The sequence below is a fragment of the Pseudomonas sp. GW821-FHT09C09 genome, assembly GCF_059418105.1.
In genome coordinates, this window is record NZ_JBWKPF010000002.1 from 302225 (window position 1) to 317678 (window position 15454).

The 15454-nt window shown below is 58.0% G+C and carries 11 protein-coding genes; all 11 read right to left on the bottom strand.

Features of this window, described 5'->3' with window-relative positions; translation table 11 throughout:
• Window positions 1-7 precede the first annotated feature (7 nt).
• Window positions 8-1504, bottom strand: a complete 1497-nt coding sequence (xylB, locus tag AC07NR_RS06440; RefSeq protein ID WP_495078101.1) for a xylulokinase — start codon at window positions 1502-1504, stop codon at window positions 8-10.
• A gap of 14 nt (window positions 1505-1518) precedes the next feature.
• A complete protein-coding gene (locus AC07NR_RS06445; RefSeq protein ID WP_495078102.1) occupies window positions 1519-2991 on the bottom strand; it encodes a mannitol dehydrogenase family protein in 1473 nt (490 codons plus the stop codon).
• A 16-nt stretch (window positions 2992-3007) separates the two neighbouring features.
• Window positions 3008-4111 (bottom strand): ABC transporter ATP-binding protein, encoded by a 1104-nt coding sequence (locus AC07NR_RS06450; RefSeq protein WP_495078103.1) that lies wholly within the window; start codon window positions 4109-4111, stop codon window positions 3008-3010.
• Window positions 4112-4134: 23 nt separating this feature from the next.
• Window positions 4135-4965 (bottom strand): carbohydrate ABC transporter permease, encoded by an 831-nt coding sequence (locus AC07NR_RS06455; RefSeq protein ID WP_085709773.1) that lies wholly within the window; start codon window positions 4963-4965, stop codon window positions 4135-4137.
• An 8-nt stretch (window positions 4966-4973) separates the two neighbouring features.
• A complete protein-coding gene (locus AC07NR_RS06460; RefSeq protein ID WP_119426385.1) occupies window positions 4974-5900 on the bottom strand; it encodes a carbohydrate ABC transporter permease in 927 nt (308 codons plus the stop codon).
• A 154-nt stretch (window positions 5901-6054) separates the two neighbouring features.
• Window positions 6055-7326, bottom strand: a complete 1272-nt coding sequence (locus AC07NR_RS06465; protein ID WP_495078467.1) for an ABC transporter substrate-binding protein — start codon at window positions 7324-7326, stop codon at window positions 6055-6057.
• A 266-nt stretch (window positions 7327-7592) separates the two neighbouring features.
• On the bottom strand, window positions 7593-8498 hold the full coding sequence (locus AC07NR_RS06470) for an AraC family transcriptional regulator (protein WP_114882856.1): 906 nt from the start codon (window positions 8496-8498) through the stop codon (window positions 7593-7595).
• Between the two features lie 75 nt (window positions 8499-8573).
• Window positions 8574-9419 carry a phosphatidylinositol-specific phospholipase C domain-containing protein gene (locus AC07NR_RS06475; RefSeq protein ID WP_248739621.1) on the bottom strand — a complete coding sequence of 282 codons (846 nt, stop codon included), beginning with the start codon at window positions 9417-9419 and terminating at the stop codon, window positions 8574-8576.
• Between the two features lie 150 nt (window positions 9420-9569).
• Window positions 9570-10859, bottom strand: a complete 1290-nt coding sequence (locus tag AC07NR_RS06480; RefSeq protein WP_495078104.1) for a glycosyltransferase — start codon at window positions 10857-10859, stop codon at window positions 9570-9572.
• Between the two features lie 84 nt (window positions 10860-10943).
• Window positions 10944-14795, bottom strand: a complete 3852-nt coding sequence (locus AC07NR_RS06485; protein ID WP_495078105.1) for a hypothetical protein — start codon at window positions 14793-14795, stop codon at window positions 10944-10946.
• Between the two features lie 199 nt (window positions 14796-14994).
• Window positions 14995-15360 (bottom strand): response regulator, encoded by a 366-nt coding sequence (locus tag AC07NR_RS06490; RefSeq protein ID WP_248739834.1) that lies wholly within the window; start codon window positions 15358-15360, stop codon window positions 14995-14997.
• Window positions 15361-15454: the final 94 nt, after the last annotated feature.

Below are 15454 nucleotides of genomic sequence, written 5' to 3' on the forward strand. Positions count from 1 at the left end.
TTGCTCTTTATAAGGTTGCGACATGCAGTCGATAGCGTTCATAGGCCTGCTGGAAGGCCGCGACATTCGCGGCAACCGGCAGGGTTTCACTGTTCAGGTCGAGCTTCACGCAGCGTTCGCACAGGTCGGCCAGGGTGTCTTCATGGCCGTTTGACCAGGACTTGCACCATGCGGCCTGAATCGCCGCGCCGAGGGCGGCGGCTTCGCTTTGCTCGGTGCAGATCACCGGGGTGTTCATGATGTCGGCGACGATCTGCCGCCACACCGCACTTTTCGAGCCGCCGCCGATCAGGCAAATGCTGCGGCTTTGTAAACCATTCTGGCGCAACAGATCCAGTCCGAAACGCAGGCCGTAGGTGGTGCCCTCGACGGCGGCGCGGCACAGATTGGCTTGCGTCAGGTTATCGATAGTCAGGCCGTGCAGGCTGCCGGTGGCGTGGGGCAGGGGAGGCACGCGTTCGCCGTTGAGGAACGGCAGCATGCTCACGCCCTCGGCACCGATCGGGGCCTGGGCAACCAAGGCATTGAAAGCGTCGAGATCGAGCTCGAACAGTTCGCGAATCGCGCCGGTGGCGTTGGTCAGGTTCATGGTGCAGATCAACGGCAGCCAGCCGCCGCTCGACGAGCAGAAGGTCGCGACCGAAGCATCCGGGCTGACTTTTGGGGCTTCAGCGTAGGCGTACACCGTGCCGGAAGAGCCGAGGCTCATGGTGATCGCCCCCGGTTGAATATTGCCGGTGCCGATGGCACCCATCATGTTGTCGCCGCCGCCGCTGGACACCAGTGCGTCGGGGTTGAGGCCGAGGTATTCGGCAATCGCCGGCAGGATCGTGCCGACCGCTTGATGGGCGTCGATCAGCTCTGGCAGCGCCGCTTGCAGGCGGCCGCTGGCGTCGATGTCGCGCAGCAGTTGCAGATCCCATTGACGGGTGCGCACGTTGAAGTAACCGGTGCCGGATGCGTCGCCGTATTCGCTGCAGCTACGGCCGGTGAGCCAGAAATTCAGGTAGTCGTGGGGCAGCAGGATTTTGGCGATCCGTGAGAATACGGCGGGGTGTTGCTCCTTGGTCCACAACAGTTTGGACACGGTGTAGCCAGGCGCAATCACTACGCCGAGGCGTTCCAGCGAACCTTTTTCGCCGCCCAGGTAAGTCAGCAGACGGTCGTTTTCTGCGGTGGTTTCTGTGTCACACCAGAGCTTGGCCGGGCGCAGGACCTGGCCTTGCTCGTCAAGCAGCACCAGACCGTGTTGCTGGCCCGAAACGCCGATGCCGAGGATCGACTGGCCGTCGACGTTCGCCGCCAGCAACGCACGCCGGGTGGCGAGGGCGAAGGCCTCCAGCCACTGCCCGGTGTCCTGTTCGCGACGGCCGTTGGCGCCGCTGATCATCGTGTGGGCGGCGGCGCCCTGGCCCAACACCTGACCGCTGGTGGCGTCGAGGATGATGGCTTTGGTGCCTTGGGTGCCGCAGTCGATGCCGAGGAAGAGTTGTTGGGTTGTCATGAGTGCTTCACCCGTCAGGACAGAATGCTTTCCAGCGTCCGCGTCACACCTTCTTCACGCAAGTTGTTCAGACACCACTCAAACGCCGCCACAAACTCCGCCGAACGCGGTATCGCCGTACCGAAAATCTCCTCAACCCCCAACAACCGCTCAGTGATCAAGGCATCCTCCGCCACCAACGCCTGACAAAACGCCGCCCGAGGATCCGGAATCGAGTAAGTGTCGCCATTCTCGTCCACGCCCTTCAGATAAAGCGCCCACGCCGCCACCACCAGCGCCGCACGTTTGGTTTCCCGCCCATCCGCAATCAACCGATTGATCGTCGGAATGGTGAACTTGGGAAACTTCGACGAACCATCCGAACACACCCGCTCAAGCTGATCGGCAATCGCCTGATTGGAGAACCGCGCCACGAGCGTGTTCTTGTACTCGGTCAGGTCGATACCCGGCACCGGCGCCAGTTGCGGGGTCACGTCCAGGTCAATGTAGGCGCGCATGTAGCGCACGAACAGCGGGTCGTTCATGGTCTCGTGGACGAAGCGATATCCCTTCAAAAAGCCCAGATAGGTCAGGGCCAGATGACTGCCGTTGAGCAGTTTGATCTTCATCTCTTCGTAGGGCGAAACATCGTCGGTGAACTGCACGCCGACTTTTTCCCAGGCCGGGCGGCCGTTGACGAACTTGTCTTCCAGCACCCACTGCACAAACGGCTCGCACACCACCGGCCAGGCATCGTCGACGGCGTGTTTGTCCGCCAGTTGCAGGCGATGCGCGGTGCTGGTCATCGGGGTGATGCGGTCGACCATGGCGTTGGGGAAGCTGACGTTGGCGTCGATCCAGTCGCGCAGATCCGGATCGAGTAGCGCGGTGAAGGCCAGCAGTGCCTTGCGGGTGACAGCGCCGTTGTGTGGCAGGTTATCGCAGGACATAACGGTGAACGCCGGAATGCCCGCCTTGCGTCGCCTGGCCAGCGCTGCACAAAGGAAGCCAAACACGGTTTGTGGCTGTTGCGGGTAGGTCAGGTCGTGCTGAATCTGCGGCAGGTGCGCCATGAACTCGCCATTGCTGTCATCGATGCAATAACCGCCTTCGGTGATGGTCAGCGAGACGATGCGGATTTGCGGGTCGGCGAGTTTGTCGATCAGCACCTGGGCGCTGTCGCTGGCCAGCAGCATGTCGCGGATGGCGCCGATGACGCGGACTTCGGTGTCATCGCTGTCGCCGAGTTCGAACAGGGTGAACAGGTAATCCTGTTCCTTGAGGTCGTCCCGGGCGCGGCGGTCTTCAGCACGCAGGCCGACTCCGCAGATGGCCCAGTCCAGTGCTTCGCCAGTATTCATCAGCGCATCGGTGTAATACGCCTGATGGGCGCGATGGAAACCGCCAACGCCAATGTGGGCGATGCCCTGGCGGGTGTCGCTGAGGCTGTAGGCCGGCAGTTTCACTTCTGCGGCGAGGCGGTTGAGGTTTTGCTGGTTCAGTTTCATCGGGTCAGTCTCGAAATCAGGCGGCGGCGCGCAACGGGCGGGTCAGCGCCACGCCGTCGGCATCGAACAGATGGCAGTGGGCGGCGTCCAGGTGCAGGTTCAGTTGTTCGCCGTAACGGCTCGCCAGATCACCGCGCACGCGCATGGTCAGGGCTTCGCCGGCGTTGGTCTTGACGTGGCAGAAGGTGTCGCTGCCCAGTCGTTCGCTGACGTCGGCAGTGACTTGCAGGGTGCAGTCGCCCGGTTGCGCCAGTTCCAGATGTTCCGGACGAATGCCGAGGGTCACGGCGCTGCCGACGCTCAGGTTCGATGCACTGAACGGCAGGGTGATGCGGGTGCCGGCGTCCAGCGATACTTCGCAGCTCGGGCCGTCGATCCGGGCGATCTTGCCCTTGAGGAAGCCCATTTTCGGCGTGCCGAGGAACCCGGCGACGAACAGGTTGGCGGGGTTGTGATACAGCTCCAGCGGCGAGCCGACCTGCTCGATCTTGCCGCCATTGAGCACCACCACCTTGTCGGCCATGGTCATGGCTTCGACCTGATCGTGGGTCACGTAGATCATCGTCGCTTTCAAGTCTTTGTGCAGGCGCAGCAGCTCCAGGCGCATTTGCACCCGCAGGGCGGCGTCGAGGTTGGACAGCGGTTCGTCGAACAGGAAGATTTTCGGGTTGCGCACGATCGCCCGGCCGATGGCCACGCGCTGACGCTGGCCGCCGGAGAGTTGTTTCGGCTTGCGTTCCAGCATCGGGCCCAGCTCGAGAATGCGCGCCGCTTCGCCGACTTTCTTCTCGACTTCAGCCTTCGGCACACCGGCCAGATCGAGGGCGAACGACATGTTCTTTTTCACGGTCATGTGCGGGTACAGCGCATAGGTCTGGAACACCATCGCCAGGTCACGCTTGGCCGGGCTGACTTCGGTGATGTCGCGCCCGTCCAGTTCGATGGTGCCGCCGCTGACTTCTTCAAGGCCGGCGATCAGTCGCAGCAGGGTGGATTTGCCGCAGCCCGACGGGCCGACGAACACCACGAATTCCTTGTCGTTCACCTCAAGGTCGATGCCCTTGATGATGGAAAAACCTTCGAAGCCTTTTTGCAGATTCTTGATTTTCAGGTTGGCCATGGTGGCGCTCCTTTTGCGAATTCTTATTTGACGGCGCCGAACGACAGGCCGCGCACCAGTTGTTTCTGGCTGATCCAGCCGAAGATCAGGATCGGTGCGCAGGCCAGGGTCGAAACGGCCGACAACTTGGCCCAGAACAGTCCTTCAGGGCTTGAGTAGGAGGCGATCAGCGCGGTCAGCGGCGCGGCTTTGGACGAGGTCAGGTTCAGTGACCAGAACGCTTCGTTCCAGCACAGGATCAGCGACAGCAACACCGTCGAGGCGAGGCCGCCCTTGGCAATCGGCAGCAGCACGCGGAGCATTTCCTGGGCCAGGGTGGCGCCGTCGAGGCGCGCGGCTTCGAGGATGTCTTTGGGGATGTCCTTGAAGTAGGTGTAAACCATCCAGACCACGATCGGCAGGTTGATCAGCGTGTAGATCACGATCAGCGCGATGCGCGTATCGAGCAGGCCGAAACTCTTGGCCAGCAGGTAGATCGGCATCAGCACGCCCACCGGCGGCAGCATCTTGGTGGAGAGCATCCACAGCAGCGTGCCTTTGGTGCGCTGGGTTTCGTAGAACGCCATCGAGTAGGCCGCCGGCACCGCGATCAGCAGGCACAGGGCCGTGGCGCTGAAGGAAATTACCACCGAGTTCCAGGCGAAACTGAAGTAGTCGCTGCGCTCGTTGATGTGCAGGTAGTTCTCCAGCGTCGGCGTGAAAAACAGCTGCGGCGGCGTCGCGAAGGCGTCGATTTCGGTCTTGAAACTGGTCAGCACCATCCAGAAGATCGGGAAGAAAATGATGATCGCGATGGCCCAGGCCAGCGTGCCGAGCAGCAGGCTTTGCAGCCGGCGGGATTGTTGGAGAGTCATGGCAGGCCTCAGGCTTTGTCAGTCAGGTTTTTGCCGATCATCCGCACCAGAATGATCGCGGCGATGTTGGCGATGACCACAGCGATCAGGCCTCCGGCCGAGGCCATGCCGACGTCAAACTGCACCAGCGCCTGGTTGTAGATCAGGTAGGCGAGGTTGGTCGACGCGTAGCCGGGGCCACCGTTGGTGGTGGTGAAGATTTCGGCGAACACCGACAGCAGGAAGATCGTCTCGATCATTACGACCACCGCAATCGGCCGTGCCAGATGCGGCAGGGTCAGGTGCCAGAAGATCGCGACGGGGCCGGCGCCATCGAGGCGGGCGGCTTCTTTCTGTTCCTGGTCGAGGGACTGCATGGCGGTCATCAGGATCAGGATCGCGAAGGGCAGCCATTGCCACGACACAATGATGATGATCGACAGCAGCGGGTAGTGCGCCAGCCAGTCCACCGGTTGCGCGCCGAACAGCTTCCAGAGGTAGGCGAGGATCCCGGAGACCGGGTGGAAAATCAGATTCTTCCAGATCAGCGCACCGACCGTGGGCATGATGAAAAACGGCGAAATCAGCATCACCCGCACGATGCCGCGACCGAAAAACTCGCTGGCCTCCAGCAGCGCACTGATCAACACGCCGAACACCACGCTGATCAGCAGCACGCTGCCCACCAGCAGCAAGGTGTTGGTGGCGCCGGGCAGGAAGCCCGAATCTGTCAGGAAGTAGGTGAAATTATCCAGCCCGACGAATTCGTTGATGCCCGGGTCGAGCAGGTTGTAACGGATCATCGAGAAATAGACGGTCATGCCCAGCGGCACGATCATCCACAGCAGCAACAGGGCCACCGAAGGGCTGACCAGAAACCAGCCGGGATTGGCCACGCGGTTTTTGCGCCGGGGTTGCGACAGGTCGATGTGGGCTTTGGCAGTTGAAGTATTCATGGGGATCACAACCGAGTCATACAGACCTATGAAGATCCCCTGTGGGAGCGGGCTTGCTCGCGAAAGCAATCTGACATTCAACATTGATGTCGACTGAACGTCCGCTTTCGCGAGCAAGCCCGCCCCCACAGGAGGCAGGAGCGAGCTTTGCGGGTTACTTCGGATAACCCGCGCGCTTCATCTCGCGTTCGGTGGTTTGCTGCGCGGCGGTCAGTGCCTGGTCGACCGTGGTCTGGCCGATCAGCGCGGCCGAAAACAGCTTGCCGACCTGGGTGCCGATGCCCTGGAACTCGGGAATGGTCACCAGTTGAATGCCGATGTAAGGCACGGGCTTGAGGGTCGGTTTGCTCGGGTCGGCCGCCTTCAGCGATTCCAGCGTCACCTTGGCAAACGGCGCTGCGCTCATGTAAGCCTCGCTGTAGGTCGAGGCGCGAGTGCCCGGCGGTACGTTGACGATACCGTCGGTCTTGGCGACAAGTTCGCCGTACTCTTTTGAGGTGGCCCAGGCACTGAACTCTTTGGCGGCGTCCTTGGCCTTGGAGCTGGTCGGAATCGCCAGCGCCCACGAGTACAACCACGCCGAACCTTTGTCGGTGACCTGATGCGGCGCAAAGCTGAAGCCGACGTGATCGGCGACCTTGCTCTGGGTCTTGTCGGTGACGAACGAGCCGGCGACGCTGGCATCGACCCAGATCGCGCATTTGCCGCTGTTGAACAGCGCGAGGTTCTCGTTGAAACCGTTGCTCGATGCACCCGGCGGGCCTGATCTCTTCATGGTGTCGACGTAGAAGTTCAGCGCGTTCTTCCATTCCGGGCCGCTGAATTCTGGTTTCCACTGCTCATCGAACCAGCGCGCACCGTAGGCGTTGGCCACGGTGGTGATCAGCGCCATGTTCTCGCCCCAGCCGGCCTTGCCGCGCAGGCAGATGCCGTATTGTTCCTTGTCCTTGTTGGTGAGTTTCTCGGCGAAGCCTGCGATCTGCTCCCAGGTCGGACGCTCCGGCATGGTCAGGCCGGCGTCCTTGAACAGGTCGGTGCGGTAATAGGTAATCGAGCTTTCAGCGTAGAACGGCAGGGCGTACAGCGAACCCTTGACCGACAGGCCTTCGCGCACCGACGGGAATACATCGTCGAGGGCGTAGCTGGCCGGCAGATCCTTCATCTGTTCGAGCCAGCCTTTTGCACCCCAGAGTGCGGCTTCGTACATGCCGATGGTCAACACGTCGAACTGACCGCCCTGGGTGGCGATGTCGGTGGTCAGGCGCTGGCGCAGGACGTTTTCTTCCAGCACGACCCAGTTCAACTTGATGTCCGGGTGCTCGGTCTCGAAGGTTTTCGAGAGCTTTTGCATGCGGATCATGTCGCTGTTGTTGACGGTGGCAATGGTCAGGGTCTGGGCGCCAAGGCTGACGCTGCTGAGGGTCATGCAGGTGAGGGTAAGCAGAGCTTTTGCAGTGGGTTGCATCGTGCACTCCTTTTCTGCACCCGGAGGGGGACAGAAGGACAGTTATTGTTTTTGTGTCTTCCGGCTGCAGGAAGAATGTGCACTGATTACAGCCTTCAATCGCAGGGCTGACAAATCATCCCTAGCACTTGAATCGATACTTTTTTGCAGCCGTGAGTGGAGTGATTAACGCAGGGAAGGGGGTTTCAGCAGCATTGCACTGATGAAACCGTACAGGTTTTCAGGCGTCAGCCGTGGTTCTGCTCGGTCAGTCGCTGCACCACCAGCCGCCGGTAATGCGAGGGCGTCATGCCTTTGAGCTGCTGAAAGCGCCGGTTGAAATTGGAGATGTTGTTGAAGCCCGACTCGAAACACACCTCGGTCACCGGTTTGTCGCCATCCGCCAGCAGTTCGCAGGATTTGCTGATGCGCAGGCGATTGACGAACTCGATGAAATTGCGCCCCGTGGCCTGCTTGAACACCCGGCTGAAATAGGTGGGTTTCATGCCCAGATGCTCGGCGACTTCCTCCAGCGGCAGTTCGCGGGCGTAGTGGGCGAAGATGTAATCCACCGCACGGTTGGTGCGGTCGATGTTGTGTTCGTCGGCCAGTTGCGGGGTGGTAGCGCCGGACAGCAACTGGTAGTCGTCGCAGGCTGCCAGCAATTCCATCAGGATGAAAAAGTGCCCGAGACGGGTGATGCCGCTTGAGTCGGCGATGCGTTGCATCAGGGTCATGGCCTGACGAATCGTCTGCGGAGAGCGGAATTCGATGCCGTATTGCGCGCGCTCAAGCAGCGGCGCCAGGGTCTTGAGTTCAGCGAACACCTGATGGCCGCTTTCAAAAAGCTCATCGGTGAAGTTGACCAGCATGTCGCGCTTCTCGACCACTTCGTCTTCGGCCACCTGGCTGATCCAGTTGTGCGGCAGATTGGGGCCGGTCAGGAACAGGGTCTGCGGGTAGAAGTTGCCGATGTAGTCGCCGATGAACACCTTGCCCGAACTGGCCACGATCAGGTGCAGTTCGTATTCCTTGTGAAAATGCCAGCGTACCAGCGGGCAGGGGAAGCCGTGCTGGCGATAGATGATGGACAACCCGTTGTGGTCATCCATCAATTCATAAGAAGGGTCGGTCACGCGGGCAGTTCGGGTCATGATCGGGCGCTTTTTTTGTTATCGCCCGGCGATCATGCCTCTTTGTGCGCGGGGTGCGCCAGTTTCCATTGCGGTTCAGAGCGAGCGTTGTTCGGCCTTCATCAAGCTGGCAATCCGGCAGAACTCCACCAGATCCGACTCTTCCATGAAGTCGACATTGATGATGTTGCACTTCAATGCCCAGTCGGTTTTATCCAGATCGAACCATTCGTTCAGTTCGTCGTGAATGTCGACGGGGCCGCCAAGTGCGGTGTAACTGGTGGCGGATAACGACCAGGGCTTCCAGGTCCCCGGCGGGTTCTGCAGAACGCTGCCAATAAATTGCCTCAACTCATTTGGGCTGGTAATGCCATTGCCGGACCATTGATGGCTGATCTTATCGTGGAACAGTTTGTGATCCAGTTGCCAATGTGACCTGGCCGCAGCAAACACACGTTGTTGCGTACTGGCGCGTTTGAGTTCACGAAGGCTCAATGACAAGTTCTGGCGGGGAACAAGTCGATGGCCCAGAAAGTGGATCACTATTTTATTGAAGTAGTCGTAATCGAAGTCGCTCCCGTCAAGACTGTGAAAATCCAGAATAATGAATTCATCCGGGTTGCTGTCGAGGAACTTATTGACGTCGGTGATCAGATTTTCCAGGGTCCGAGAGTTTCGATGGCCGTTATGGTGGATGACAAATTTTTTCGGGCCTTCTCCCTTTTGATCATGGGTCAGGCGAATATCAAGTGCCCTGGAGCCATGATTCAACTGGGCATGAAAGGAGTCATGCTGGCATGCGAGCCAGTGGCGTGGAGGGCCGAAAAACGGATAGGAAGCGCGCCAGTCACTGCCGGCGTTATGAGTGCCTGGCAGAGTCAGTTCAGAAATCGACAGTGAGTCAATGGCGGGTGTCGAGCCCATCCAGTTGTTAGTGCTCATAAGTGCATCCTGCATTAGTTTTAAAAGATGCCGCTCTGTCAGATGTTCAGGGCGGCACTTGCAGGATGTTTATAGTGTTTGATTTTTGGGTTGGCTATATAAGGATCAATTCAAGTTGTTGGGTTTTATTTTTGAAAGTGTCCAGGCTGATTATTTATTCTGGTTCTTTGCCTCAATCCACTGCGCCATGTACTGAGTACTTTTGTGTGAGTGGTGGCGCAGCATGCTGCCAGTAAAGTTTTGACGCCTTAGTTGACCAATATTTTTGCGACATTCCTGCAACTTGTTGATCAATGCCGGTCCATGTATGGCTTGCGGGTAAACGTCATTGAGCAACGTTTGTCCCTGAGACTGCGCGGCGTGCCAACGCACTTCGTCGCGATAAAGTTCGACTGCAGCATTGGCCAGATCCTGCGCCGTACGACCAATGGCGCCCGGCCAGGGTTGGTCGGTGTGCATGCCTTCGGCACCGATCGGCGTGGTGACACTCGGCGTTCCGCAGAGCATGGCGTCGATCAATTTGCCCTTGATCCCGGCGCCGAATCGCAAGGGTGCCAGGCAAACACGCGCATCGGACATCACCTGCAACGCATCCTCGGCCCAGTTCATGATGTGAAAACCCTGCGCGGCGTTGTGCAGCGCAGCAGCCTTGGGCGGCGTGTAGGCGCCGTAGATGTGCAATTGAGCTTTCGGCAGTTGTTCGCGGATCAGAGGCCAGACGGACGATTTCATCCATAGAACCGCGTCCCAGTTCGGCGCGTGACGGAAATTGCCGATACTGAGGAAGTGCGCGCGCTCCTCGAAAGGTTTTGCCGGTGTGCTGGACGGTTTGACCATCAGCGGGCACCAGTGCAGCAACTCGGGCGGCAACTTGAACTGCTGTACCAGCAACTCGATTTCCACCGGCGAGATCATCAGGTTCAGATCGCAGCGGTAGAGCGCGGCAATTTCGCGTCTGGCCAGATCGGTGTCAGCCATCAGCTCGAATTCTTCGCGCAGCGCGGGCGCGAACAACTCATTGAAGTCGTTCGCGTCATCGCTGGCTTTCAGCCGATCCTTCAAGCGTTGATGACGAGCGTGCCGCAAACTCTGCAAGTCCGACGTTTCCAGTACGCGCAGAGCATCGGGACAATGTTTTTCCACGCGCCAACCGAATTGTTCTTCGATCATGAATTGATCGAACAGCACGATATCCGGTGCCAGTTCGCTGACGAAGACATCGAAGCTGCTGTTGTTCAATTCGATCGGAACAGTGCAAATGCCCAACTCGGCAAGATCGGCCGGATGTTCGCCAACGCCCGCAGGGCTGGCAAAGGTGATTTGCCAGCCCTGTTGCAGGAAAGTCTCGAGAATCTGCATCACATGCCCGCTCGCGGCGGAAGAGCGGGGTTCCGGCCAGACGTAACCAATGACGAGGACTTTGGTTGCGGGCTGACTCATGAGAAACGATTCCGGACGGCGAGAGGGGGGATAAAAAGGCGCGCGAATTAGAGCATAACCCGCGCGCCAAGTGATGCGTTTTTGTCAGAGGGATGCGCTACTCAGATTGACTCGCAGAGAACCCTTGATAAAGCCCAGATTCGAGGTGTTTTTAATCCCGCGACGAATTTTGTCGAGATTCAGCAGAAACCCCTCCGGATGAATGCGCGCCTGATTGAGCAGGGAAACCGCCAGCGAGTAAGAGTCGGCGTTGTGCAGTGCCGGATGCCGTCGCACCAGATCAGGCAAGCTGGCGGAAATGGCATTGAATTCGGCAAGCCCTTCGCCAAACGCACTCGCATGCTGCAGGTTCGAAAGGTTATCGGGGCTAATCGATTTGGTGTCTTTGGCGCTGCCCAGTTGGAGCAGGCCGGCCACATCAAACTCCGCCGGGGCAGTGTGCCCACCTTTCACCTTGCCGTAATAAAGGTCCAGGGTATCCGGCGCGCCGTGAGCCAGTTCATGAATCAGTGCATCGCCGACCCGGCCATCGTCGTACTTCGCTGTACGGTAATAGTCGTCCAGCCCTTCGGGATAGATCACCAGAAACTTCTCCGGAGGATTCTTCAGGTACGAACCGTCGAGAATGCTGGCCTTCCAGCGTTGGTAGGTCTCCGGGCGCAAAGCCGCGACGGCTTCTGAACCTTTTTCGTAAGAGATGTTTGCCTGCGTGATGAAATCCAGATCGTTGCGCATCTGGTGCAGATTGGATTTCACATGCTTGAGAACCTCATCCGAATCATTGCCGAAAACATGCTTGAGGATGGCTCGCATGTCAGCGTTGTCGTTATCCAGTAGCATCAACGTTGCGTTGTCGAGTTTCGATTTGGCAGCCGGCAGCGCTTTTTTCACATAACCCTGGGTGTAACTGAAAGGCTTCGCACGACCGAAAAGCCGCCGAAGTGGTCCCCAGGGCGATATCTTCAGATTTCTCAACTTCGGCCCCCACGCACCGCCGACCCTCAGGTTCAGCGCGTACCAGTCACTGTTTCGCTGCAGTGCCAGCAGGTTGACCGGATCGCTTAGGTTCTCCGCCGCTTTCCAGGTGCCCTGAAACAAGTCGGTTTTTTGCGCAGCCTTGACCAAGTCATAAGACTGAGCGCCGCCTGTCAGTTTGCGCAGTTGGCCGGTGGCGGTTTTCACGGCCTTGAGCCCGTGTTTGCTCAGGAGCAACACGCCTTTTTTGGCCAGCCGTCCACCTTGCACCGCCAATGCCGGCAAACCATCCAGAGGATTGAAAATCGACACCGAAAAGTGCGCTCCGGCCTTGGCCAGGCTCAACGCTTTGGTGGTCGTCGAGGTTGTCTTGCCGACGATGCCGGCAATGGTGGCGCCGAATCCGACTACCAGACCCAGCAATGCCAGACCATCGAGAATACAGCCGCCAATACCTTCGGAGACTCGCTCTGCATCGCCGGAGCGGATGTCTTCAATGCATTTCTTGAAGGGCACGATCACGTTGATGATGGCTTCGTTCACCTGATCGTTCCTGGTGCGAATCCTCTGCAGTGCTGTGGGTGCGTACAGCGAAGAGTACAACTCTTCACGGGTGGCTACCGGATGATTGCCCAATACACTTTCTGCCAAAGCATCAAATGCCCGGGAAAAAAACAGGGGAACCGGCTGGGTTTCATCCGACACCAAGGCGAAGTTCCAGAGTTTTTCCACCACTACACTGGAGGACACTCCTTGTTTGGGGGCGCTACCCTTCATATAGGCGTCAAAGTCCAGAGGCCACCGCTGTTCGGGGTTCTTGGGTATAAAGTCTGTATCCGCCCCCTCATACGACAACGAAGGTTCTTCATATACAACACCGGTGGATCGCAACTTGTCGGCCAGCTCAGGGCGCTCACGACACAACCCTCTGAGGGAAAACAGTTCGTAACAGCGAAAGGCTCTGCCATGTTGGCATCCGAGAATAATGCCGTAACGGCCCTTGGCGGCATTACGCTGACGTCGGGTTTCCTGAAATTGATTAAGCGGATTTACTGCTTTACGGACGGTATATAAGGTAATGAAACCATTGGCGATCATTGTCCTGTCAGATTCTGGCAAGTTGGCAACCGCCATCTTCAGAATGGATGACAGGCACTTTTTCAGTGCCAGATAGTATTGCTCGAAAGCCTTGTTGAATATCGAGTCGATCGGCTTCAGCTCACTGAGGCGCGAAAAGGCGCCACGGGGCAGGTTGATCTTTCCAACGGCTGCGAACCTGTCGGTAAGTTTGCCGTTTACGACCAGATCGCCAGACATGTAGAGATCAAGAATCGAAACACGGAGTCTCCCTACTTCGGAGGTCTGGTGTACATTCCCCTCGCTGGAGGGAACAAAAAGAGCCGCCCACTCAAGAAAGTTGCGTTCGCCAAGCGCTAGATCGAAATTGGCCTTGAATACTTGTTGTTCAAGATAAAGACCTTCCGGCATTACACGCTTGAGCTCCTGCAGTGCCAACTCCCGCCTATCTGGTGGCACAACTGCAATACCCGTTTCGACATCGTTCAATGCTTCCACATACTGGCTGAAACGTTGGGCGGCGGTGGTAAACGCATTCACGTCATCATCGTTGCCGGCTGTGGCTGGCAGTATTCCGTTGAGCATCGCCCACTGGATGATGGGCGTGATGGTCGTCAGCTCGTGCAGCGTACGTTGAGTAGTACTGACGGGGGCCAGCTCGGAAAAGGCTTTTACCCGTTCGTAGGTCATCAGGCGTGACGCACCGGGCGCCGTGAGTTCGATCATTGCAACCGCCTGGGAGACGATTACCCAGCCTGGCTTGCCGATCGCCAGTTCGGCGGGCGTCTGCTGAACCAGCAATTGTGGCGCAGCACAGGCCAGCAGAAGGTGGGCGGCCAACGGTGTGTAGAGCGGGTCCAGTTGCAGTTCGCGGGTCAGCTGCCATTCAAACGCTTCAACCACTTGCGGTGCCGTTTTCGACGCATTATCCGGATGATACAGCTGAAACCCGGCAATAACCTTTGCGTGCCGTTCGACTTCAATGCCGAGATCAAGAATCAGCGCGGTGGCGACCATGCATTTGATCTGTCTCGAAGCCACTTCACGGTCTTCATCCAGGTGCCATCCTAGACGGTCATGCAGATAAATGCCCAGTGCACCAGCTTCAGGGGTCTGCAAGAAGTGGTCCAGATGAATGGCCGCGTGCTCGCGCCTCGAACTGGCCGTGACTGATTTGAAGTCCGGTGTGACGAGATATTGCAGAAGGCTGAATCGGCCCTGTGTGGTGTCTTTGGCGATCTGCCTGATGGTTTGACGCTCGGTCGCCGAAAGATGGAAGGCCGAATCAGCAGGTGCCATCAACAGTTCGTGATAGTCCCCAATGGCCGGGCTGGCCGGCAGTTGAAACTCGAGCCAGGCAATCATTTGCCGGGTATCTGCAACGTTGGTCGGTAGTGTGTAGTCGTGGAAACGCAGCCACTGTTGGACGCCAATGATGTCGTTGGAAAAAATGTAGCCTCCTGTCTGTTCTGCGCAATCGGCCAGTATGCCCATCTCATGACGCAGTTCGGCAGTGATCGACCTATCGTTAGTCAGATTGCGCCAGGCCCCTTGATCCTGAACAAACAGCCTTGCGTGTTCATCCACGCATACAGCCGCGTCCGCTGAAAGCGAGTGAACGTCTGCAAGAAAAAGAAAGTCGTCGGTTCTCAGCATCTTTGACAAGGCGATGCGGGCATATTCAACCGCGTGATCGAACGTCGTGTCCGATACGCGCGGAACAGTGGTGTAGTGCAAGTTAACGTCTTCAGCGGGTGCGCGGTTTTGCGCAATAGCGGAAAGTGCCAGGGCAACACTGGTTTTCTCTGCCTGATCCAGTTTTTGACGTTTGGCAACCTCGAAACTGTCGATGTCGAGCAGGCTTTCGCTCTGTACAAGTTGCATGAACAATTTATCCTTGAATTGTTTTTGGTCTTGGGCCTCGATGTTTATGTTTAGTTGGTGAAACAATAAATCCAAAACTACCGGGCGCCGCCAGAGTAATGGTGGCTAGCAGTGGATGGATAGCTGTAGTTGGTTTCAAAGTTGGTCAGGGCAGATTGAAGTAGTCTGCCCGCTGGCGGAAATATAAGTTATGGAAAAGTCAGGATTGTGCAAGAACTGCTTTGACTTTGTCGCGCAATTGATCAATTGAAAACGGTTTGCCGATCACATGCATATCTGCCGGCACTTCGATTGTCTCGGCATATCCGCTGGCAAACAGAATCGGCAGTGAAGGGCGGATATTGCGGGCCTCGGTGGCCAGTTGACGGCCGTCCATGATCGGCAGCCCGACGTCGGTCATCATCAGATCGATGTGCTGATTCCCGTCCTTGATGATTGCCAGGGCCTGTTCGCTGCCGTCCGCCTCAAGCACCTTGAAGTCCAGTTCCTCCAGCACGTCGACGATCAGCATGCGCACGATGGTGTCGTCTTCTACTACAAGGATGGTGGACGCGGTGGTGGACATAGTGGCGGCTCTCAAGAATGGGGGACGGGGCGCCGGTCGATCAAAATTGCCGGGCTCTTGCATGAGTAAGTGGCGCATGGCCACAAGTTCCCGG